Here is a 22,056-nt window from a genome sequence, read left to right as displayed (position 1 = left end):
CGGTCCCGCTCGGTCTCGGTGGCGCGCAGCAGCCGCATCTCGGTAGCGATCTCGTCGGCGAGCACGTCGAAGGCGATCGCGGCGCTGTCGCCATAGAGCTCGCACGCCGAACCGGCCACTGCCCGGAACGCGTCGGCCTTGCCCCGGATCGCCTCGCCCGGCCGAGGCCTCGGCGATCCCGGTGTCGAGTTGCTCGCCGGCGGGGACCAGCGTGCGGGGGTCGCCGTAGTGCTCAAGCACCGCCAGATCCGCGCGAGCGAGCTTCTGCGACAGCACCGCCCCCCCCCCGACACCCGACACGCCTACCTGCAACTCGCCGCGCATGTCGCCGAGCAGTTCCACCCCATCCCCACCAGCTCAGACCGCCCCCGTATCACCGACGAACATCCGGGAGCTGGCATGAGCGCCGCCCACCGAACACTCGCCCACCCGCTCGACCGGGCACGACCCGGAAAGCCCGGAAAAAACATCCTGCTCACCGACTCCGGCACCGGCATGGTCCACTCGGCGATGGAGGGCACGCTGGAGCTGGCCGACACGCTCGTGGTGGTCGGCGCGACCACCGTGGACGGCGCCAGCCGGACCGGGAAGACCCTGGACTGGCTGTCCGCGCACGGCCCCACCAGCGACACGTCGACAACGCGGTTGGCGGTGCTCTGCCAGGACCGCAGCAGCCCCGAGGTGGACGCCCAGCGGGTGCACGACCATTTCGCCCGGCGCTGCCGGGCGGTGCACGCGATCCCGGCCGACCCGCGCCTGGCGGCAGGGGGACGGATCGACCTGGAGGCGCTGCGCGAACCGACCCGGCACACGTTCCTGGAGATCGCCGCGACGATCGCGGACGACTTCGCGGCCCGCTGAGCCGCGCCGGCTCACACGTCGTAGAATGCTCAGGCGCTGCCCTCCGACGGGGTGATGAGAACGCCGGGGTTGAGAACGCCGGCCGGGTCGAGGGTGCGCTTGGTCGCGGTGAGGGCGCTCGCGAACGGGTCGGGACGCTGCCGGTCGTACCAGGGTCGGTGATCCCGGCCGACCGCGTGGTGGTGGGTGATCGTGCCGCCGTGGGCCAGGAGCGCCTCGGACACCGCGGTCTTGATCTCGTCCCACTGCGCGACGGTGCTTCCCCACCGGCCTGGGGCGTAGACGCTGTAGTACGGGGCCGGGCCGTCGGGATAGACGTGGGTGAAGCGGCAGGTCAGGACGCCGCCCCCGGTCACGTCGCGGAGCGCGCGCCGGGCAGCTCCGGTGATGGCCTGATGGAGGGCCGGGAACCGGTCCCAGGTACAGGCGGTCTCGAAGGTCTCGACGATCATGGCGTGACGGGCCAGCGCGTCGCGGCGGTAGGGCATGCGCAGGAACGCCGACCGCCACGCCGCCTCGGGGCGCTCCGCGCCCTCGGTGGCCACCTCGTCCGGCACGGTGCCGCCGTGGTCGCGGCAGAGCTCCACCGCTCGCCGGTGGTACGTGTCGACGGGGTGGTCGGCCGATTCGAAGCCGAGCACGAGCATCCCGCCCGCGGTCGACCGTCCGGTGTTGAGGAAGGTCTCGGCGGGGTCGAGCAGACGGCAGTTCGCGGGGTCGAGCCCGCTCTGAACGACGGCGCGGGTGGCGTCGACGGCGTCGTCGAACGTCTCGAAGTGCATCGAGGTGCCGGCTCGCCACCGTGGGCGGTCTTGAAGACGCACCCAGGCCTCGGTGATGATGCCCAGGATGCCCTCCGACCCTAGGAACAGGCGGTCCGGGGAGGGGCCGGCGCCGGAGCCGGGGAGCCGCCGGGACTCCGAGACGCCGACGGGGGTGACCACGCGCAGCGCTTCGGTCATGTCGTCGATGTGTGTCAGCCGTGTGGCGTAATGCCCGCCGGCTCGAGTGGCGAGCCAGCCGCCCAGCGAGGAGAAGGCGAAGGACTGCGGGAAGTGTCGCAGGCTCAGCCCGTGCCTGCGCAGCTGGTCCTCCAGCGCCGGGCCGAGCACTCCGGCCTGGATGCGCGCGGTGCGGCTCGTGCGTTCGGTCTCCAGCACCTGGTCCATGCACCCCAGGTCGATGGTGACGGCGGGGCGGCCGTCGAAGCGGGGCTCCACTCCGCCCACCACCGAACTGCCCCCGCCGTAAGGGATCGCGGCGCAGCCCGTGGCGGCGCACCAGTCGAGCAGGTCGGTCACCTCGGGCTCGGTGTTCGGGCGGGCCACCAGGTCCGGCACGTGTCGAAGGTCGCCGTGCAGGTTGCGGACGACGTCGCGGAAGCTCTTGCCGTGCGCGTGTCCGGCACGGTCCTCCGGATCGGTCGAGCATAGCTTCGCCAGCGAAGCGGGCGGGGCGACCCGCGGCTCGGGCAGGTCGAGGTCCGCGACAGCCGGGGGCGGGTGATCCACCAAGGTCGCGTGCGGAGCCAGCTCGCGTGCCCGTTCGACCACCGCGTCCAGCTCGTCGCCTTCGACGGCGTCCTCGGTCGTGCCCCAGCCCCACCACGACCGCGTGCCTGTCCCGCTCAACTGCTACCTCCTGAAGGTTCCCCCGGTTTCCCGGATTCCGTGGGGCGCCCTGGGTTCAGCGGAGTTGCGCGGCTGGAATCTAGGCCACGACGATCTTATTCTCCTGAGCCTCGAACTCTAGCCCCGGCTCTTCATGATCTTGGGGGCTGATGGGGACCCCGAACGAGGAAAGTGCCTCGTGACCAGGTAGGACAGAGCTTGCTGAAGGTTCTGTTCGCCGGTCACAGGAGGCACTTTCCAGGTGCAGGCTACATCGACGCGTCCGAAGATCATCGTGTCTGCCGACGGTGACGGGGTGGTGTCGCATGTCGGGTCCCGTCTGCTGGCCGATGTCGCGGACCGGACCACGCTGACCGGGGAGCTGTCGGAGGTGCTGGCGGGTCTGCGTCGCCCGCGGACCCGGCATGATCCGGGCCGGATCCTGGTCGATCTGGCGGTCGCGGTCGCCGATGGCGCGACGACGATCTCCGAGATCGCGGTGCTGGCCGACCAGGGCGCGGTGTTCGGTGCGGTGGCGTCGGACTCGACGTGCTGGCGGCTGCTCGATCAGCTCGACGACCAGGCACTCGCGGCGATCGCGGCGGCCCGGGCGCGGGCTCGGGAGGTGGTGTGGGCCCAGCACGCCGAGACCCACGGGTCTGCGTTTCCGCCGTCGCGGGTCGTCGGGCGAGACCTCGGTGAGGTGCTGGTGATCGATCTCGACGCCTCGATCGTGGTCTGTCACTCCGAGAAGGAGCAGGCCGCGGCCACGTTCAAAGGGTCGTTCGGGTATCACCCGATGCTGGCGTTCTGTGACAACACCGGCGAGTTCCTCGCCGGGGCGCTGCGGCGCGGCAACGCCGGCGCGAACACCGCCGCCGACCACATCGAGGTGCTCGACCAGGCGTTAGCCCAGATCCCCGACCAGCACCGACACGGCCGGGAGATCCTGGTGCGCGCCGACACCGCAGGCTGCACCAGAGCGTTCCTCGCCCATATCCGCAACCTGCGCGAGAAGTCGGTGAGCTGCGGGTTCTCGGTCGGCTGGTCGATCACCGACCGGGAACGCGCCGCCATCGCCGCGGTGCCGAAGACGGTGTGGGCCGACGCGGTCGACGCCGACGGCGAACGGCGGGACGGCGCCGGACTGGCCGAGATCACCGGACTGCTTCCGGCATCGGCGCTGGGCGGCTATCCGGATGGCACGAGGGTGATCGTCCGCCGGGAGCGGCCGCACCCGGGCGCCCAGCTCGACCTGATGGAGACCCGTGACGGCTGGCGCTACACCTGCTTCGCCACCGACACCCGCGCCGGACAACTCGCCTTCCTCGACGCCCGCCACCGGGCGCACGCCCGGGTCGAGGACCGCATCCGCACCGGCAAGGACACCGGGCTCGGGCACTTCCCGTCGCGGGACTTCGCGATCAACTCCGCCTGGCTGACCGTGGTCGGGCTCGCCGTCGACCTGCTCGCCTGGACCCAGCGGCTGCTGCTCGACGGCGACCTCGCCCGCGCCGAGCCGAAGACGCTGCGCTACCGGCTCCTGCACGTCGCCGCCCGCGTCGTCCGCGGCGGGCGCAGACTGCGCGTCCGGATCCAACGGACCTGGCCCTGGGCCGGCGAGCTCGCCACCGCGTTCGAACGGCTCCACGCCCTGCCCGTCCCGGCCGGCTGACCGGCCCCACCGCCCGACGATCAGCACGGAGCACCCGGCAGAACAGCAGGCCGGACGGTCCCGCACGCCCACACGCCGGAACCCGGCACTTCCGGCGACTCCAAGATCAATCAGCGCCGACGTGAATGACCGGGGCTAGCGGTGACAACCATCCCAGAGCACTGTGCCGGCGGCGTCGGTTGTGCCAGATCTCGAGGTATTCGAAGATCGCGTTGGCCAGCTCAATCCGTGTCTTCCACCGCCGCCGGTCGAGCAGCTCCACCTGCATGCGCGACCAGAACGACTCGATCACGGCGTTGTCGAAGCAGTCCGCGATGCTGCCCATCGACGGCACCAACCCGGAGGCCTTGGCCCGGTCGGTGAACGCCCAGGACCCGAACTGGGCCCCGCGGTCGGAATGGATCACCGCACCGGCCGGCGGGGTCCGGGACTCGATCGCCATTCCGAGCGTGTTCGTGACCAGCGCCGCGGTCGGCGAGGCGTCGATCGACCACCCGGCGCGAGTACACGTCGAGCACCACCGCGCAGTACACCTTGCCCTCCCGGGTCGGGTGCTCGGTGATGTCGGTGACCCACAGCTGGTTCGGGCCCTCCCGGACGAAGTCCCGGTCCACCGCCGCCAGCAGGTGACTCCCGAACAGCCCACCAGCCCGGACGGGAGCTGGTTCCAGGTGATGCCGGTCTTGAGTACGAACACGATCCCGGCCAGTGCCGCGCGGCCATCGGCGGGTTTGCGGCCCGGGTACCGGTACCGCGGCGCGCGCTCGGGCCGCGGTACCGGTACCCGCTCCCAGCGGAACGGCGCTGCTAAGCCTTCAACCGTACTACTCGCAGTCCCAGGTGATGCTGCGGCGCAGCTGGTCCGGCACGTGCTGGCGCAACCCCGACCACGACCTCCCGCAGGACTTCGACGACCGCCGCGAGCACTACTACCGCGAGCTCGGCACCCCACACGATCCGGGCGAGTTCATCGAACCGCTACGCAGGGAGATGATCCACGCCCTGCAAGACCTGCACGACGCGCTGCCCGAATTGCCGTGGCTGTCGATCAGCTCCCGCGGTCGTGGCCGGATCACCCTGTCCCCGCTCGAGCCGGTGCCGGAGCCGCGGAACCTGCGGGCACTGAAGGACGAGCTGCGCAGTCGGTGGGGCTGGTGCCGCTGCTGGACATGCTTACCGAGACCGCGCTACGGGTGGGTTTGGTCGACTACTTCGCTCCGGCCGGCTCCCGCACCGGCATCGACCGCACCGCCCTGGCCGAGCGGCTGATCCTGTGCATCTTCGGCTACGGCACCAACCTCGGACTGCGCGCGGTCGCCGCCGGCGAGCACGACCACAGCGAGGAAGACCTGCGCTACGTGCGCAGCCGCTACCTCACCGTCGACGGCGCGCGCTCACTGGCCGCCGCGATCGCTGACGCCACGTTCGCCGCCCGCCGCGAACTCGTCTGGGGCGCCGGCACCGGCGCGGTCGCCTCCGACTCGACCCACTTCGAGGCGTTCGACCAGAACCTGTTCACCCAGTACCACGCCCGCTACGGCGGCCGCGGCGTGCTGACTCGCCGCGGAGAACACGGCCGCCGCGCTGTTCTCTGAACACCACGATCATCCTGAGGGTGGCGGTCAGGGGCCGCGACACCGCGGCGACCGCGATGGCCACGAGTGCGCTGTTGCAGCTGGCTCGGCTGCTGGGTGAGGACGGCGAGGGCTGCAAGTACCGGGTCGCCGCGGAGAACACGGCCGCCGCGCTGGTCAAGGACTACCTCGCTGTCGACGGGAACGCCGGCTTCCCGCAGGGGATGCTTCGAGGCGGCTGCTTCAGACGCCGCCCCGACAGCCGGCCCCAGGACAAGCCGACCCACGACGTGGAACTCGTGTTCGGCAGCTACATGCTGCTCGAGTCGCTCATGGTCCTCGATGGAGCGGTCGATCCCTCCCGGATCTGATCGGGTGAAGGGTGAAGCCCGAGCAGGGTCGATCCGCGCCGACTCGTTCAACGCGACCGCCTCGCCGCCAGTGCTCTACCGCCCGGCAACGCCCGACGATCGACCTAGGGCTGTGACGCCCAACGACATCGCCGTCATCCGGCCGCCGGGACCGCCCGCACCGTTGAGGAGACAATCGTGGAAGCGCAGCATCAGCAGTCAGAAGCGCCGCTGAGCGAGGTCCGGGTCCTGGAGATGGGGCAGATCTTGGCTGCGCCCTACTGCGGTCGGCTTCTCGCCGATGCCGGGGCCGACGTCGTGAAGATCGAATCTCCCCACGGTGACCCCTCGCGGGGGTTGCCCGCAATTCTGAGCGACGAGCACAGCGGCTACTTCATGTGGCTCAACGTCGGGAAGAAGAGCGTCGTCGCTGACCTTCGCAACGACGACGATCTCGCACTGGTCCGCGGTCTCGCGTTGAAGGCCGACGCTGATCGAGAACATGTGGCCCGGAACCCTGGCCAAGAAGGGCCTGAGTTACGAGGACCTGCGTCAGGACAACCCGGGCCTGGTGGCGTGTTCGGTCTCGGCGTTGGCGCCACCGGTGTCTACGCGGACCGGGCCGGTCAAGGCATCGTTGCCGAGGGATGGGCCGGCGCGATCGACATGAACGGCGCCCCCGACCAGCCGCCCGTCCCGCTGGGGATCGCCCTGGCCGATGTCTCCGCTGGTCTGCACGCCTACAGCGCGATCCTCACCGCCTCTACAAGCGGGACCGCACCGACGGCCAGGGCGACTACATCGACGTCTCGTTGTTCGATGCACCCTGCCCTTCCACGAGACCACCTTGCAGGAGGTCGAGTTCGGTGACGGCGAGGTCAATCGGACCCGCAACGGCCTCGAGCACCGCGCCGTGATCCCTTACGGCGTCTACGCCGCACCGGACGGCTACCTCGTCGTCGCCGCGACCACCGAGGCTCTGTGGCAGCGCTTGGACAACCTGATCTCGGCCGAGATCGGCGGCAGCGACCTCGACCTGTCGAGCAAACGCCCTGCGTCTGGCCAACAAGGACGAGGTGCGCAAGCGAATCGAGCGGTGGGTAGCCTTGCAGCACACCCGCGACGACGCCTTGACTGCCCTGACCGAGGCGGGTGTCCCGTCCGGCCCGATCGAGCAGGTCAAGGATGTGGCCGAGGGCGACCTGGCCCGTTCCCGCAACTCGTTCGTCAGGGTCCCGGACCCTGTCAAGGGAGAGGTGTCCGTGGTCAACACCCCGTTCAGGATGCGGAACTCGCGAGTGGGTCCGGCGGGCCCGGCGCCCCGGCTCGGCGAGCACTTCGCCCGTGAGCTGTGGCCTGAGTAGGCGAGTCGAACATGTCGCGGATTCCATCCGGCAGCACGCGGCCAACACCGGCCGTGGCGACGTTCCTGGGGAGATGTCATGGCTGAGCACGACGGCGAATCGATTACCACTCGGCTCCAGGGCGATGTCCTGCACCTCACGATCAACCGGCCCCGAGCGCGCAACGCTCTACGTATCGCGGACAAGCAGGCCCTGACCGCGACGATCGCAGGACGTGCCTCCACCAGTCGAGCGATCGTGCTCTCGGGGGCGGGTGAGGCAGCCTTCTGCGGGGGATCCGACCTCGAGGAGATGTCGGCCCTCGACGTCGAGCAGTACCTGGAGATGCAGTACGTCGAGAACGCGCTCTACGAGTCCATCATGCGTAGCCGTGTCCCCGTCGTCGCCGCGGTCCACGGGTGGGCGCTGGGCACCGGCTGCGTGCTCGCGGCCGCCTGTGACTTCGTCTTCGCCGACACCTCGGCCACCTTCGGTCAGCCCGAGGTCCTCAACGGCGCTCCGACTCCGCTGCACGGGGCCCTGCTCCCGTCGATCATCGGGCTGAACCGGGCGCGGTGGATGGTGCTCACCGGCCGTACGGCCAGCGCCGAGCTCGCCCAGCAGTGGGGAATGGTTCACTCCGTGACCGCCGCCGGAGGGGCGGCCGCGCAGACCATAGTATTCGCCCAGGATCTAGCGGACTCCACGCACCCCAGCTCGATGGCCCTGCAGAAGGGCATCGTCGAGTCCTGGATCCGGCACCCGTTGCGCCGCGGACGCAAGGATGTACATGTCAACCGTCGCCTACGGCTCGGGGCACCCGCAGTCGGCCGCGGAGCGGATGCCTGGGCGGACGCTGCGGGGGACCGACGAATGATGCGCCGCTGTCGCTCTGACGTCGCTGCCCAACAGCGGCGACGTTCAGGGGCGGCAGGGTTCCACATCGGAGGTGGCCCCTGCGTCCGGGCGGACAGGTGGCTCGCCGTCCGGACAGCGACGGTAGTGCTCGGGTCCGGCCCCGTCGGGCTGCTTGCAGCACTTGGGCCAAGGGATACCGGCGGTAGGAACCGCGGACAGATGCCGGTGAGGACCAGGCTGACGGACGGCCCGCGGCGAGCTGGGCCGAGCCGGAGTCAGGTCGGCGAGGGCTCGTCGTGAGCGGCGCCCTCCAGGGTGTGCGGGTCGTCGAGCTCTGCGACCTGATGGAGGGGCCCCTCGCGGGACAGTCCCTCGGAGACCTCGGGGCCGCGGTGATCAAGGTCGAGCAGGGTCCCCAGGGCGACCGGATGCGCGTCCTGGACTGTCAGGCCTCGCAGAACGACTGCGTCTCGGCCCCCTTCGTCGCGCTCAACCGCGACAAGCGCAGCATCGTCCTCAACCTCGAGACCCACGGCGGGATGAACGTCCTGCACCAGCTCATCGCAGACGCCGACGTGCTCGTGCACAACTGCTGCGCCGCCGCGCTCAGCAGCCTCGGTCTGGGCTATCCGAGTCTCGCTGAGAGATACCCGCGCCTGATCGTCGCCGGCATCACCGCATACGGGCACACCGGCCCCTTGGCGCATCGGGCTGGCCACGACCTGCTCGCGCAGTCGATGAGCGGGCTCGCCGGCGCGGCCGGCGACGATGCCGGCACGCCGCGGCTGAACCCGACCGCGCACGTCGCCTACGGAGCGGCATCACAGCTGGTGCAGGGCATCCTCGCGGCGCTACTCGAACGCGGCAGCAGCGGTCTCGGCCAGGAGGTGAATGTCAACCTGCTCGACACAGCCGTGGCGATGCAGGGACTGGAGGCGGCCGCCCGCACCATGTACGGCGCGGAGTTGAACTGGCTGGCCCAGCATTACAGCGGCGTCTTCCGCACCGCCGATGGCGCGATCACCGTTCTCGGGCTCCTCCACGACAACCCCGTCCGCCAGGTATGTGCAGCGCTGGCGATCCCGGACCTGAGCGCGCGGCCCGACCTCACCACCGCCGGGCTCCAGGCACGCAACAAAAAGGTGGTCAACGACGTAGTCGCCCCACTGGTCGCGCGACTGTCCACCGAAGAGGCTCTCGCCCACTTCGACGAGGCGGACCTGCTCTGCGCGCCCCTACTCACCCTTGATCAAGCACTACGCCACCCACAAGTGGAAGCCAACGCGCTTCTGGCCGACGTCGAGGTTCCCGGTCAGATTCCAACGCAGGTCGTCGGCTCCCCGGCACGCCTGTCTCGAAGCGTCGCGGCCGCGCCATCCGAGATACCCCACCTCGGCCAGCACACCGTCGACGTGCTCACCGACCTCGGTTTCCGACGCGAGCAAATTGCCGAGCTCAGCACCCAGCACGCCATCCGGACTCGCGATGACGAAGTCGCCGACGCCTATGCGCGCAACTACCTCTGACCGAGAAAACGGCACGGATCTACCCTGCGGTCAGGCGTGGGGCTTGAAACCGAAGCCCGAGTTGTGCTGGCTCGGACGTCTTGTACCCCCCTCGAGTCGTCTTCACTCCGCCCAGGCGCCGCCTGGGCGGCGGAGTGCCTGCTCGCCCGGTTACCCGGGCAGCGCGGCCATCGCCCGCTGCCGGTCAGCGACCCACCTCGGTCGACCGCGTCGTGGTGGTCATCGTTTGATCCGGGGGCGGCGCAGTCTGCGCGGCAGCACGGCCGCCTCCGGGCGGTGGCCGTGCTGGGTGCCGCGGGCCTCGCGCAGGTGCCGCAGGTGCTCGCTGAGCGCTTCTTGTGCGGCACGTCTGGCGCCGCGGCCGGCGGGACGGTCGAGCAGTGCAGGGTCGACCTTGGCTGTGGGCTTCGCGGCGATCCCGGCGCGCATGCGTCCGATTTGTACGGCCCGGATTTCGCCGAGGCGCCCGTGCCAGGGCCGCAGACGTGCTCCGAGGATCCGCAGCGGATCCCGTGCCCCGGAGGTCAGGTCGCCGCGGCGGTGGTCGGGCCGGTCGGGGTGGTATTCGAGGGCGTGCAGCAGCCCGGTGACGGTGACGCCTTGGTCCCACCACGGTTTGAGCAGGGCCCGGGCTCGCCAGATCTCGATCTTGCCGGTTCTTCGGCCTCCTAGGCCGAGATGTGAGAGCAGGGTGAGGGTTGCTGCGTTTCTGGCTGCGGGGGTGCCGGGGACGTCGTAGGGGTGCCATCTGCGCTCGGAGGTGAGGTGAGTCCGTCGGCCGCCCGTCAAGGGCTTAGTACTCACTGGAGTAGTGGGGAGGTCGCCACTTTCTTCCACAGGGGACTGACCTGCTGACAAGGTGCCCGGCTGCTCGTCGTGCTGGGGGCCGGCGAGGTGGGGGAGCGGGGTGTGGGTCACGAGGGCGTAGGTGGGGGTGCGGCCGGTGTCGGTGCCGAGGAACTCGGCACTGGCGCCGGGCTCGACGACGACGAGCAGGCCGATCTCGCGGGCCCAGGCCAGTACGCGGGACACGGTGCGCGCGGCCCGGGCTCCGGCCGCGGCGAGGTGTCGGGCGGTCAGCCCGGTGATCAGGCCGGTCTCCCAGTCCATGTGGCAGACCAGGCGGCGCAGGATCGCTGACCAGCTGGCGCGTTTGTCGGTGCGCCAGTCTTCGTCGTCGACCAGTCGCGCGAGGTGCTGGAGGGCTTCGGGTTGGGAGGTCAGCACTCGGTAGTCGTGGTCGATGAAGTTCCGCCATCCCGGGTGCGGGGTAAAGGCACACGCGTGCCGGGCGCGGGCCCGGGCGCGGCCACGGGCCCGCGCCCGCGATCTCGGCGGTACCGCCCGGCTGGGCCGGCCGGGCCCGGTGGTCGGGCCCGCCGGGTTGCGGGCGGCCCGGCCGCGGGGTGTGCGGCGCGGCGCGCTGCCGGCACGGATGCCGTATGAGGCCGCGTCGGGCTGATCGCCGAGGGGGAGTTCGTGGAGCAGGCACAGCTCCGAAGCCGGGCCGGGGCCGGAAGTGGTGACGTCGCGGACCAGGGTGAACGCGCCGTGCTCGTAGCAACGGATGCAGAACCCGGTTCCAGCCGCCGGCGAGGCGGACAGGCCTGGTTCTGGGCACGACGAACTCGCTCCGTGTCGGTCGTGACGACTCCCCGGCCCAGGATGTATCCTGGACACGCGAAAGCGCCCCTTCTTGGTCGGAGGGATAGGCCCCGGTTCGCCGGGGCTACGGCGTCACCTCGGGTGAGCTCCGAGTGACGCGAGAACGAACCGAGGCGGCCCCTGTGGCGGGGGCCGCCTCGTTCTCGTCTAGGACGCCTTGTTCAGAGGCAACTCCTGCTGAGATTTCCGCGCCGGCTTCGGGAACTGCACCAGGTCGAGGTTGGCCAGTCCCGCCTCGACCAGTGCGGCCACAACCCGGGCGCGAGAGATCCCGTGCTCGGCTGAGAGGTCTTCTACTTGGTCGCGTACCTCTTCACTCACGCGCCCCCAGACCTGTTCCGGTTGGCCGATCGAGGGCCGCCCTCGGGGATCCTTACGCCGGGTCATAGCCCCGGATCGTGCCGGATGGCACTCCGGGCTGAGGTCCGGACACGCCGACAACTCCCAATTTCATGCCAAGTCAGCGGACTGCGCCCGCCTCAATCGGCACGGCGTCCGGTGTCGAACGAACGTCAGGCCCGGTAGGGCAGCCGGCCAAGGACACCTGCGGGAGGGCCGTGGCCTACCCCGACCCGAACATCGCCGCTGACCGGGAGCTGGGCCGCCGAGCGCCCGAGGGGGTTCGCCGCGCAGGTGGCCGGTGTGGTCGACCAGACCGCGATCGTTACCGTGGCCGCGACCGACGGAGCCTTGACCGCCGCGGTCGACCTGATCTCCGGGCAGGTGCTGTGGTCGGTGCCGGTCTGTCCACGCAGCTGGTCAGCGACCGAACCGTGGTCGTGGCGCAGCGCGACCTGCCGGACGCTGCGACTGCCCACCATCCGCTCGAGCGTCGACGATGTGGTCACCGGCGCCGAGCATGAGCAGCTGACCTACCGCGGGTTCCTGGCCGAGCTGTTGCCGGCCGAGTGCGACGACCGCGACCGTCGTCGCCTGGTCCGCCGGGTCAAGGCCGCCGGATTCCCGCGGGAGAAGTGGCTCGAGGACTTCGACTTCGCCGCCAACCCGAACGTCAACCCGGCCACCATTCATCACCTCGCCGGTGGTGAGTGGATCCGCAAGGGCGACCCACTCTGTCTGATCGGCGACTCCGGGACCGGCAAGTCGCACCTGCTGATCGGACTCGGCACCGCTGCGGCGCAACAGGGCTTCCGGATCAAATACGCGCTGGCCACGAAACTGGTCAACGAGCTGGTCGAAGCCGCCGACGAACGCCAACTGGCCAAGACCATCGCCCGCTACGGCCGCGGTGATCTACTCTGCATCGACGAGCTCGGCTACATGCAGCTCGACCGCCGTGGCGCCGAGATGCTGTTCCAGGTCCTCACCGAACGGGAGGAGACCAACTCGGTGGCCATCGCCTCGAACCAGGCCTTCTCCGGCTGGACCGGCACCTTCCACCGACCCGAAGCTCTGCGCCGCGACCATCGACCGCCTGACCTTCGCCGGGCTGATCATCGAGACCGGCACCGACTCCTACCGCCTGGCCCACGCCACGGCTCAACGCGCTGCCGCAGGCGGCTGAGTTTGGCCGCACTGCCACATTGGCAGCAGATCAAAAGTCCCTGAAAACTCCTGCGGCTCCCCGCTCGCCCCGCCCCGGGCTCGCCGCGCGGAGAGGTGATCTGCGCGGTGCTCGTCGCGGGCGGGCCTAGAGTCGGGCCCCATGTCCGACAACCGCGAATCTGTCGGCCCGATCCGGCTCGACGCCGGCGATGCCGCCGAACTCGTCGAGATGCTCGCCTTCCTCGGCGACTGGCTCGACAGCACAGACACCGCCGACTTCGCCGGGTCGCTGCGTCGGTTCACCAGCGGCGGCTACAGCCTCGCCGACCTCCAAGCCGACCTCGCCCGCTTCACCTTCCTGCTCGGCGACGACGGCGAGCGATTCTTCGACGGGCCAGAACAGCAATAGCCCCCCGCCGGGGGCCAGTTTGGGTTGACACAGCCACCGGGCCGACCACGTCGACGTCACTGCCTTCGACCCTGACCCAGGGCCAGCGCTGCGAACCGTCGCGCAGCGCGAGCCCGCGGATCTCGTCGTCGACCAAGGCACGCTGCGACCCATGCAGCGTGCGGCGGACCCGGTCAGTGGTGGGCACGTGATCGCCGCGCTGGTGCACGGCAGCAGCTACGAACGCCTGGCCGGCCCGGGCTGCTCGGACCGCACCATCCGCCGTCACCTCGACGACTGGGCCCGGGTCGGCGTCGGACAAGCCCAGCTGCGCCGCGCACTGGCCGCCTACGACCGGATGATCGGCCTCGACCTCGAGGACCTGTCCGTGGACGGCGCGATCACCAAGGCACCGTACGGAGGCGAGGTTGCCGGGCGCAGACCGGTCGACCGGGGCAAACAGGGCACAAAAGTGTTCCGTGGCTGCCGGCGGTGCTGGGATCCCACTGCACCTGATCGCCGCCCGCGCAGGCGATCACGATTCACCGCTGCTCGTACCGACCCTGGCCGGAGTCTGCGACATGATCGGCCCGCTCCCCGAGTGCCCGAGCATGCACCTGAACCGCGGCTACGACTCGGGCAAGACTCGCGACCTGCTCGAGATCTTCGGCTACGACGCACACATCATCGCGGTAGCGGTAGGCGGCGGGCCTGCGAGATACCGAACCCGGCAGCGGGCACCGGTCATCTCCTCGTGCTTGCGGAACCACACCAGCCCCAGGATAGCTTCTCGCCGGCAGCTCAAGGTGCGGGTGCGGCGCCCGGTTGCCGCGCCGCCGGCGCTCGGCGCGTAGCAGGCGGGTCCACCCGCTCGATGAGTTCGCGGGGCACGTCGAGCATTGGAAGAGAACCTCCCTATCGAGGACCCCACGCCCACACCAACACCATCCGGGTCATCCAGGATGCCCGTGTCGCTCCGCACCATCTCGCTTTCTCGTTGAGATCACCTTACTGGGAAGCGTTGCAGTTCCTTGCACGTTCGTCACTCGCAAGGGCGTTGCGTCAGAGTTCCTTGGCAGATTGATGAAGGCGAAGTAGTCGGCGGTAGTTCTGAGCATTTTTCCGGATCAATGAGAGTCCATCTGGATCTATCGCACGACGGACTTTCGCCGGCGTCCCGGCCACAAGCGATCCTGGAGGAATTTCCTCGCCTTCAAGTACGACTGCCCCCGCGGCCACAAGCGATCCGTGCCCGATGACCGCTCCATTAAGAATTACAGAACCCATTCCGATAAGGCACGAATCTTGCACTGTTGCACCGTGAACGACTGCTCGGTGGCCAATGCTTACATCGTCGCCAATCCGAACCGGATAGGAGGGGTCGGCATGGATCACAGAGCCGTCTTGCACGTTGCTACCGACGCCGAGCGTGATAAAGTCTTCGTCGGCGCGGAGCACGGCGGCGTACCAAACGCCGGAACCTTCTCCGACCAGAACTTCGCCGATCAGCGTCGCTGTGGGCGCGACCCATGCTGTGTCGGCGATAGCGGGCGAGTAGCCGTTGCAAGTATACAGGTTTGACATTCGGATCGTTTATTCCTTACCGCGGGCTCCGCGATCATACGGGTTATGGAAACGAGTGCGCGAGAGAGGCGAGCGTTGGCGGATCTGAGCAATGAGCATCGACTCTTGGAGTGATGTCTCCCCCGGCAGGAGGAGGAAACGCGGGCGGCTTGATAACTGTGGACCGCCTGGTGGCCAGACTACTGCCAAAATCGTAATGCTAGGTGCTGAGCTGGGTCGTAGCTGCCCCTGGACCGGAATCAAGGTTTGGCAACGCTCAACGTGCGCATCATCGGACATCGGCCGGGAACTGGCACTGCGCGACCGAGCCCATGTAGAGTTGAGCCTGGTGCAGGTGCCAGGCGGAGAGCGGAGGGCCATAGCAGCCGTCGGGAGTCCTTTTTGACCGAACCCAGTTGGTCGAGCCGACCACATCTTGCTGGTCCCGATCGCCGACGATAGCTCCCGTTCGTGGCGTGTCGCCAGCTAGCCATCACCATTATGTCAGAACACCTTGATGGGTCCGCCGGGCGGCCGTACCTAGTCTCGGGCCGGTCCCCGCGCGGGCAGAACTGGCGGCGGGAGCCGATAGCGAACTGGAGTGACCGAGAGACGAATCGGATTAGTGACTTGTGGGATACTGCGATCCCCGACGCTCAGCATCCGGGTGGGGTCCAGGCCTAGCTGCTCTGCCATTTCGAACGCGTCTCCGATCGAATTTACCGGACCGGCCGGGACTCCGGCATCTCGCAGCAACGCGAGAAGGTCAGTTTTGGGGATCGTTGCGCATCGCGACTCTAGGATTTCGATGAGTTCGTCGCAGTGCGCGACACGATCTGCGTTTGTGTGAAATCGCAGATCGTCGGCCAGAGTCGACAGCTGTAGGCTTCTGGCAAGCGATCGGAACTGCTTGTCGTTCCCGCAGGCCAAGGCGATCGAGCCATCCTTGCTGCGCAATGTCTGATAGGGCGCGATCGACGGATGGCGATTGCCAATCCGCCCCGGGGAGACACCCGTGCCGAGGTAAGCCGAGGACTGGTTGACCATGCTGGCCAGCAACGACTGCAGCATCGTCACGTCGACACGCTGTCCTTGCCCGGTCGCCTCCCGGTGCCGCAGCGCCGCAAGGACGCCGACAGCTCCGTGTAACGCCGCGAGGACGTCGACCAGGGCGACCCCCACTTTGGCTGGCCCGCTCTCCTCGGTCCCGGTGATGCTCATCAGGCCGCCAACTGCCTGGACGAGGAGATCGTAGCCCGCAAGATCGCTGGCCTGAGGCTCGTCACCGAATGCCGAGATTGAGCAGTAGACGACGCCGGGATTGTGTCTCTGGACCTGCGAGTATCCCAACCCGAGTCGCTCGGCGACCCCGGGGCGAAAATTCTCCACGACGACGTCCGCTGTGGCAGCGAGCTCAAGCGCCGCCGCTAGATCAGAATCATCACGCAGATCGAGAACGACCGACCGCTTGTTCCGGTTCGCACTCCAGAAGTAGGTCGCCTCTCCGTTGACGAATGGCGGCCCCCAGGAGCGTGTGTCGTCTCCTTCGGGACGCTCGAGTTTGATGACGTCCGCACCAAGATCGCCCAATAACATGGTCAGGTATGGTCCGGCAAGGATCCGTGACAGGTCGAGGACGCGAACTCCCTCGAGACTTCCCATCTTGGAAGAGTCCTGCCTCGTTTGTCCCCACGAAGTGCTAGTCGGCGTCATCATCAACCTTATGGTCAGACCATCAACGTTGGTTACGTACCGTATGTTCCTTCGGGTGGCGACGCAAGATGTTCCGGACCCCGACCCGAGTGCGAAGCGCGGCAGCAGTGCGCGCGCCCACCAACTTGTCATCGACCACATTGAGGCGCTGATCCGGCACGGAAGCCTCCAGCGTGGTGACCGCCTCCCGGGAGAGCGGCAGCTCGCCGACATGCTCGGCGTCAGCCGAGCGTCCGTACGCGAAGCGGTGCGATCGCTGCGAGCCATCGGCGTTCTCGCTGAGCGCACGACGGCTGGTCCAGAGTCTGGGGCCGCGCTGGCGAGCGGGCCCTCCGACGCGCTGACGAGCATGCTTCGCCTCCACATCGCGTTGAGCAACTTCACCGAGACCGAGGTTGTAAGGACGCGTCTGATGGTGGAGCAGTGGGCGGCCCGCGAGGCAGCGGTCCTGGCATCGCGGGAGGACATTCAGCAGCTTGAGGGTGTGCTGGAAGAGATGGAGCGACCAGGGATCGACCGCGCCCGCTTCAACGCTCTCGACTCGAGCTTTCACGCTGGCATCGCCTTGACCTGCCAGAACCGCCTACTCGGATGCTTGGCCGGCGCCCTGCGAGACGCCGTGGAGCGCCACCGCCTCGACGCGATGCAGGCGCTGGGTCCGTGGGAGCAGGTGGCGGCAGACCTGCGGGCTCAGCACCGCGAGATTTTGACCTTCATCGCCGCGGCTCGGCCGGAGGCTGCCGCAGAGGCGCTGCACCACCACCTCGGCTACATGCATCCGGCCATCGTCGACGCTTCGAGGCGTGGGATTCCGCATCGTGGAAGCTGAAGACCGTTATTCGAAATTTCTCTTGCGCGTTCGTGGTTCAGGTCATACCGTCGCTGTCGCGCGAAGATGGCCTGACCAAAGCGGTCGGGCCTGACACGGCAGTCCCTGCGCTCCAGCACCCGCCGTCGTCGACAACTGGCGTGCAGTTCGCGTCCCCAGGTGGGGCGGGCCTTCCGCAACCGACGAACACCACAGAGGAGGCGCTCCCATGGCAGTGAGCGACTCGAATGCCGCCCAAAATGGGATAGGTAGGCGCGAAGGTGTCGGCGCTACCCCACCACGGCGATGGCAGGACTACGTCAAGGGCGTCGGGCCCGGGCTCCTGGTCAGCATGGCCTGGATGGGCGCCGGTGACCTCGTCGACTCAGCGGTGTCCGGCGCAAATTACGGCTACTCGTTGATGTGGGCCTTAGCATTGGCGCTCATCAGTCGGTATTTTTTCACGAGCGCGATTGCGAAGTACGGGCTATGCAACTCTGTCGGCGACGAGACGGTCATCGCTGGCTTCGGTGCTCTGTGGAGCAAACTCCCGGTGATCGTCGGGTCCCTGGCGCTGCTGAGCGGGTTCATCCTGCAGACCTACATGGTCGTCGCTGTGGGCAGCGCACTGCACCACATCTTCCTGGGGTTCGGCGGCGACACCTGGGGTCCGTTCCTGTGGACGCTACTGGTGGCGGCGGTAGCGTGGCTGGTGCTGAGTCGGCCGAAGGCCTATTCGATCCTGGAGATCATCGCGCGGATCAAGGTCGCCATCCTGGTGATTACGTTCCTCTACGCTGCCATCGCCTCGCAGCCGGACCCTGGCGAGATCGTCCACGGCCTCGCCTTCTCTCGCCCGCCGAACAGCGGAGCGTTCGCCACGCTCCTCGTCGCGGCCGCGATAATCGGGGCCATCGGGGGCTCCGCGGGCAACCTGATGTATCCGGAGTTCATTCGCGACAAGGGCTGGCACGGGCCGAGGTTTCTGCGGTTACAGCGGATCGACCTCCTAGCCGGTGTCATCGCTGTCATCGTGGTCAATCTGTCTGTCTGGATCGTGGCCGCCGAAGTCATGCGTCCCGAGGGCCGGCAGATCTCCTCGCTAGAAGACCTCGGTGTGATGATGTCGCTCGCGCTCGGCCCGATCGGGCCGTGGCTACTGTGGTTGGGGCTGGCGATGGCCTCGTTCTGCTCCTTGACCAGTTACGCGCGGGGCTACACGAAGATCTTCTTCAGCGGTTTGCAGAGTCTTTCCCGAAGTACAAGGAAAGGTACCCACAGGTCGACAAAGCGCGTCCTTTCCGAGCCATTCAGCTCGTACTTATGGTCTGCGTGCCTGTGCTGTTTGCGCTGCCAGCATTCCCTGATGTAGTCGTCATGACTGTAGCAGGCAGTGCGACAGCCGGCCTCATGGCTCCGGTGATCATCGTTGGCACACTGGCGCTGACCAACGACAAGAGGAAGATGCTGCCGGGATATACAAATAAGTGGTGGGAGAACATCATTCTTATCGTTGTCGGAGCCGTCGGCCTCTGGTCGGCGTACGGGCTAATCACCGGGCTGCCGCATCTTCTTAGCTAGCTCACCATGTTTGGGGCCAGAAAAGTACCCGCACTACCAGAAGGGGAACCATGACCGAGGGACATCTTGACAACCGGCGTCGGAAGTTCTGGGGGTGGGGCTTCGCTGATACTGGCATCAGCGAAGCGGACGTCCACGCCTTAGGTAGCATGATCCACGGCAAGTTTGGCTTTCCGATCCAGGACCTGGCGCCGGCGCCGGAGATCGGGGAGATCGAGCTTCGGTCGCCTCGTGTTAGTCCGCCGGACTCGCTCGCCGGGATCTGCGCGGCGGACACGTGGGCACGCGCGGAGCACACTCTGGGTAAGAACCTCGGCGACTTTGCCCGCGGTCTGGATCGGAAGTTCGACAATCCGCCGGACTTCGTAGCGTTCCCGCGCACCGAGCAGGATGTCGTCTCGGTGCTGGACTGGGCCCACGAGAATGATGTCGCGGTCGTCCCCTACGGTGGCGGTTCCTCTGTTGCCCAGGGTATCGAGCCGATCGTGTCCGACGACTATCGCGGCGCCATCACCCTCGACCTTCGTCACCTGAACCAGGTGCTGGAGATCGACCACGAATCCCGCTCGGCTCTCATCCAGGGGGGGGTCCTCGGCCCGGATATGGAGAACCAGCTCCGTCCGCACGGGCTGACGATGCGATTCTTCCTGCAGGCGTTCGAGTTCTCGACCCTCGGCGGGTGGGTCGCCACCCGGGCCGCCGGCCACTTCGCTTCGGGGCTGACGCAGATCGATGATTCCGTGCAGGCCCTGCGCGTGGTGACCCCAAAGGGCACGGTCCAGACTCGACGGCTGCCTGCCGATGGTGCCGGTGTGTCGGCCGATCGCCTGTTCATCGGCTCGGAGGGCGCCCTCGGGGTGATCACTCAGGCGTGGATGCGGCTGCAGGACAGGCCGACGTTCCGGGTAGGAACGTCGGTGCCGTTTACGGACTTCGACAAGGCTGTAGCTGCGACGCGTGCGCTCGCCCAGTCCGGACTTACACCGGCGAACTGCCGCCTCCTTGATCCCACCGAGAGCCTGCTCGCGGGCGCGTCCGACGGCACCGAGTCGGTACTAGTCGTAGCGTTCGAGTCGGCGGACCATCCGATGGACACGTGGATGCGGCGGGCCGCGCAGATCTGCGCTGATCATGGTGGCCGAGTGAGCGCAGAGGCGCTGCAGGGCAAATCTGCCCCCGACGCAGCGCGCACTGGCGCTGCAGGCAAGTGGCGGGACTTCTTCGTGCGCGGGCCCTACTACAAAGAGGGCTACACGCGAATGGGGGTTCTGCGGGAGACATTCGAGACCGCCTGCACCTGGAGCGCCTTCCCGGAGCTGCACGCCCGGGTCGTCGAAGCGACGACAAAGGCCGCCCGCAGAGAGTGCGGGGACGGGGTTGTCGCCTGCCGATTCACCCATGTCTACCCTGACGGTCCTGCTCCGTACTACACGGTCGTGGCTCCCGCCAAGCGCGGAGCCGAGACGCATCAGTGGGCGGCGATCAAACAAGCGGCCTCCGAGGCGGTCCTGGCCGCCGGCGGCACGATCACCCACCACCACGCCGTGGGCCGCTTCCACCGGCCCTGGTACGACCAGCAGCGCCCGGACCTGTTCGCCTCCGCGCTCCACGCAGCTAAGTCGGCGGTGGACCCCGGACTGGTGATGAATCCGGGCGTGCTCGTCGACGGCAAGTAGCCCAACGAACGGTGCCAGCGCCGCCGCATGCGGGATCTCACAGGGTCTGGTCCCCTTCTTGACGGCGGGCGTCCGTAGCCGAGGCGACCCGCCGGCGGCCTCGAGGGCCGCGCCAACCCTTGTCTGCCTTGGTGCACCGCGATTCAGGAGGTTTGTGATGGAGCCTGCGCGTTTGCGCGCTGAGTTCGCCGCTGCGGTCGGCGAGGACGGCGTCCGCTCCCGCCCCGAGGGATACGGCCTTTATCATGTACACCAGCGGCACCACCGGCCGCGCTAAGGGAGTGGTCATCCAGCATGGCGCATTAGCCAACGACATCTACAAGTGTGCAATGCCGACAAACCTGACGCAGGGCTACACGTTTCTGCTTCACGCACCCCTCTTCCATATCGCGTCCGTTCGGGGCTTCGGCCTTGCGCCGGCGGCGGGTGCGACGCTGGTGCTCCTGCCTCGCTTCGACCCAAGACGAATCGTGCACGCTATCAAGAGCCATAATGTCACCACTACCAGTTTCATTGCGACGACTGTGCGTGACATGCTGGAGCTTCCGGAGTTCTGTGGGGAGGTACTGCCGAGTCTTACATCGATCGGCTACGGTAGTGCGCCGATGAGCCCTCCGGTGTTGGAACAGCTCATGGCGGCATTTCCCGCCGCGGAGTTCGTTAACTGGTACGGATTGACCGAAACGTGTGGGCATGTTTGTACGCTGACGGGGGACGACCACCGTAATGGGGGGGTGCACCTGAAGTCAGTCGGACGCCCGCTGCCGGGTAATCGGGTGCGAATTGTCGACCAGGATGGGCGCGTCCAGCCCAGGGGCACATCTGGCGAGATCGCTGTCGCTGGCGACAATCTCATGGCGGGATATTGGAATCAGCCCGAACTTACATGCGACGCGGACGGCTCAATATGGCACCGAACCGGCGATGCAGGTTATCTTGATAACGGAGGATACCTGTACCTCGCGGGACGTGCTCGCGATGTGATCATCACGGGTGGAGAGAAGGTGGTGCCATCCGAGGTGGAAGCTGTTCTCGCCGACTATCCTCACGTTTCGCAGGCGGTTGTGATGGGAGTCCCGGACGACAAGTGGGGTGAAGCCGTGCACGCCTGCGTTTCAGTCCACGACGGTGCTCTAGTGGACGAGGAGGAACTGCGCGACCATTGTCGCTCGCAGGTCGCTGGTTACAAGGTGCCTAAGCGAATCGAGATTCGGTGCACGCCGTTTCCCATGACGGGGTCACATAAGATTGACCGAAAGCAGTTGATTACGGACTACCGAGACCGCATCGCAATGCAAGATTCGTAAGTGTGACTACGGTTTGTCACGATAGCGCTGCCACATTGGCAGTCGGGAGGTA

17 protein-coding genes and 6 pseudogenes are annotated in these 22,056 nt (G+C 67.7%); 17 read left to right on the top strand and 6 right to left on the bottom strand.

Annotated features, from left to right (window positions below; translation table 11 throughout):
- Positions 1-399 precede the first annotated feature (399 nt).
- Positions 400-861 (top strand): MinD/ParA family ATP-binding protein, encoded by a 462-nt coding sequence (locus tag PSED_RS34130; RefSeq protein ID WP_049803818.1) that lies wholly within the window; start codon positions 400-402, stop codon positions 859-861.
- 29 nt (positions 862-890) lie between these two features.
- On the opposite strand, the gene PSED_RS34125 is transcribed toward PSED_RS34130, so the two are convergent.
- Positions 891-2,492 (bottom strand): FAD-binding oxidoreductase, encoded by a 1,602-nt coding sequence (locus tag PSED_RS34125; RefSeq protein WP_013678764.1) that lies wholly within the window; start codon positions 2,490-2,492, stop codon positions 891-893.
- A 241-nt stretch (positions 2,493-2,733) separates the two neighbouring features.
- On the opposite strand from PSED_RS34125, the gene PSED_RS34120 reads away from it, so the two are divergent.
- On the top strand, positions 2,734-4,146 hold the full coding sequence (locus PSED_RS34120; RefSeq protein ID WP_013678763.1) for an IS1380 family transposase: 1,413 nt from the start codon (positions 2,734-2,736) through the stop codon (positions 4,144-4,146).
- Between the two features lie 106 nt (positions 4,147-4,252).
- On the opposite strand, the pseudogene PSED_RS35880 reads toward PSED_RS34120, so the two are convergent.
- Both PSED_RS35880 and PSED_RS34110 read right to left on the bottom strand, forming a co-directional pair.
- A pseudogene (locus tag PSED_RS35880) lies at positions 4,253-4,679 on the bottom strand (transposase).
- Positions 4,680-4,753: 74 nt separating this feature from the next.
- Positions 4,754-4,966 (bottom strand): annotated as a pseudogene (locus tag PSED_RS34110) (transposase); the annotation flags it as partial.
- 325 nt (positions 4,967-5,291) lie between these two features.
- Between PSED_RS34110 and PSED_RS34105 the strand changes: the two are divergent.
- The 7 genes and pseudogenes from PSED_RS34105 (at position 5,292) to PSED_RS34085 (ending at position 9,797) form a co-directional block, all read left to right on the top strand.
- A complete protein-coding gene (locus PSED_RS34105) occupies positions 5,292-5,741 on the top strand; it encodes a Tn3 family transposase (protein WP_041763338.1) in 450 nt (149 codons plus the stop codon).
- Between the two features lie 20 nt (positions 5,742-5,761).
- Positions 5,762-6,091 (top strand): hypothetical protein, encoded by a 330-nt coding sequence (locus PSED_RS34100; protein ID WP_041763336.1) that lies wholly within the window; start codon positions 5,762-5,764, stop codon positions 6,089-6,091.
- A 177-nt stretch (positions 6,092-6,268) separates the two neighbouring features.
- Positions 6,269-6,940 carry a CoA transferase gene (locus PSED_RS35440; RefSeq protein WP_083845524.1) on the top strand — a complete coding sequence of 224 codons (672 nt, stop codon included), beginning with the start codon at positions 6,269-6,271 and terminating at the stop codon, positions 6,938-6,940.
- Positions 6,918-7,088, top strand: a pseudogene (locus PSED_RS35845) (CoA transferase); the annotation flags it as partial. The gene PSED_RS35440 and the pseudogene PSED_RS35845, both read left to right, overlap by 23 nt.
- A gap of 25 nt (positions 7,089-7,113) precedes the next feature.
- Positions 7,114-7,434, top strand: a pseudogene (locus PSED_RS35435) (CoA transferase); the annotation flags it as partial.
- Between the two features lie 78 nt (positions 7,435-7,512).
- Entirely contained in the window at positions 7,513-8,571 is a 1,059-nt protein-coding gene (locus tag PSED_RS34090; RefSeq protein WP_013678762.1) for an enoyl-CoA hydratase/isomerase family protein, read from the top strand.
- Positions 8,568-9,797 carry a CaiB/BaiF CoA transferase family protein gene (locus PSED_RS34085; protein WP_013678761.1) on the top strand — a complete coding sequence of 410 codons (1,230 nt, stop codon included), beginning with the start codon at positions 8,568-8,570 and terminating at the stop codon, positions 9,795-9,797. The genes PSED_RS34090 and PSED_RS34085 overlap by 4 nt, the downstream gene beginning before the upstream one ends.
- 219 nt (positions 9,798-10,016) lie before the next feature.
- On the opposite strand, the gene PSED_RS34080 is transcribed toward PSED_RS34085, so the two are convergent.
- Complete coding sequence (locus tag PSED_RS34080) at positions 10,017-11,024, bottom strand: hypothetical protein (protein ID WP_013678760.1); 1,008 nt, start codon at positions 11,022-11,024, stop codon at positions 10,017-10,019.
- 1,173 nt (positions 11,025-12,197) lie between these two features.
- Here PSED_RS34080 and istB point away from each other — a divergent pair.
- The 3 genes and pseudogenes from istB to PSED_RS34065 all read left to right on the top strand — a co-directional run.
- Positions 12,198-12,987, top strand: a pseudogene (istB, locus tag PSED_RS34075) (IS21-like element helper ATPase IstB).
- A 141-nt stretch (positions 12,988-13,128) separates the two neighbouring features.
- Complete coding sequence (locus PSED_RS34070; RefSeq protein WP_013678758.1) at positions 13,129-13,377, top strand: hypothetical protein; 249 nt, start codon at positions 13,129-13,131, stop codon at positions 13,375-13,377.
- 154 nt (positions 13,378-13,531) lie between these two features.
- Positions 13,532-14,093: pseudogene (locus tag PSED_RS34065) on the top strand (transposase family protein); the annotation flags it as partial.
- A gap of 325 nt (positions 14,094-14,418) precedes the next feature.
- On the opposite strand, the gene PSED_RS34060 reads toward PSED_RS34065, so the two are convergent.
- Both PSED_RS34060 and PSED_RS34055 read right to left on the bottom strand, forming a co-directional pair.
- Positions 14,419-14,940: a gamma carbonic anhydrase family protein gene (locus PSED_RS34060; protein ID WP_013678757.1), complete on the bottom strand. Its 522-nt coding sequence runs from the start codon at positions 14,938-14,940 to the stop codon at positions 14,419-14,421.
- A 519-nt stretch (positions 14,941-15,459) separates the two neighbouring features.
- Positions 15,460-16,581 (bottom strand): CaiB/BaiF CoA transferase family protein, encoded by a 1,122-nt coding sequence (locus PSED_RS34055; RefSeq protein WP_013678756.1) that lies wholly within the window; start codon positions 16,579-16,581, stop codon positions 15,460-15,462.
- 106 nt (positions 16,582-16,687) lie between these two features.
- Between PSED_RS34055 and PSED_RS34050 the strand changes: the two genes are divergently transcribed.
- From PSED_RS34050 to PSED_RS34030, 5 genes are all read left to right on the top strand, one after another.
- On the top strand, positions 16,688-17,461 hold the full coding sequence (locus PSED_RS34050; protein ID WP_013678755.1) for a FadR/GntR family transcriptional regulator: 774 nt from the start codon (positions 16,688-16,690) through the stop codon (positions 17,459-17,461).
- Positions 17,462-17,669: 208 nt separating this feature from the next.
- Complete coding sequence (locus tag PSED_RS34045) at positions 17,670-18,812, top strand: Nramp family divalent metal transporter (protein ID WP_083845522.1); 1,143 nt, start codon at positions 17,670-17,672, stop codon at positions 18,810-18,812.
- 38 nt (positions 18,813-18,850) lie between these two features.
- On the top strand, positions 18,851-19,021 hold the full coding sequence (locus PSED_RS34040; protein ID WP_158511367.1) for a hypothetical protein: 171 nt from the start codon (positions 18,851-18,853) through the stop codon (positions 19,019-19,021).
- A gap of 50 nt (positions 19,022-19,071) precedes the next feature.
- Positions 19,072-20,697: an FAD-binding oxidoreductase gene (locus PSED_RS34035; protein WP_013678754.1), complete on the top strand. Its 1,626-nt coding sequence runs from the start codon at positions 19,072-19,074 to the stop codon at positions 20,695-20,697.
- A 164-nt stretch (positions 20,698-20,861) separates the two neighbouring features.
- Positions 20,862-22,004 (top strand): class I adenylate-forming enzyme family protein, encoded by a 1,143-nt coding sequence (locus PSED_RS34030; RefSeq protein WP_325176150.1) that lies wholly within the window; start codon positions 20,862-20,864, stop codon positions 22,002-22,004.
- The last annotated feature ends 52 nt before the right edge of the window (positions 22,005-22,056 follow it).

It is taken from the genome of Pseudonocardia benzenivorans CB1190 (assembly GCF_000196675.2).
In the GTDB taxonomy this organism is placed as follows: domain Bacteria; phylum Actinomycetota; class Actinomycetes; order Mycobacteriales; family Pseudonocardiaceae; genus Pseudonocardia; species Pseudonocardia benzenivorans.
This window is presented reverse-complemented; position numbering and strand designations above follow the sequence as displayed.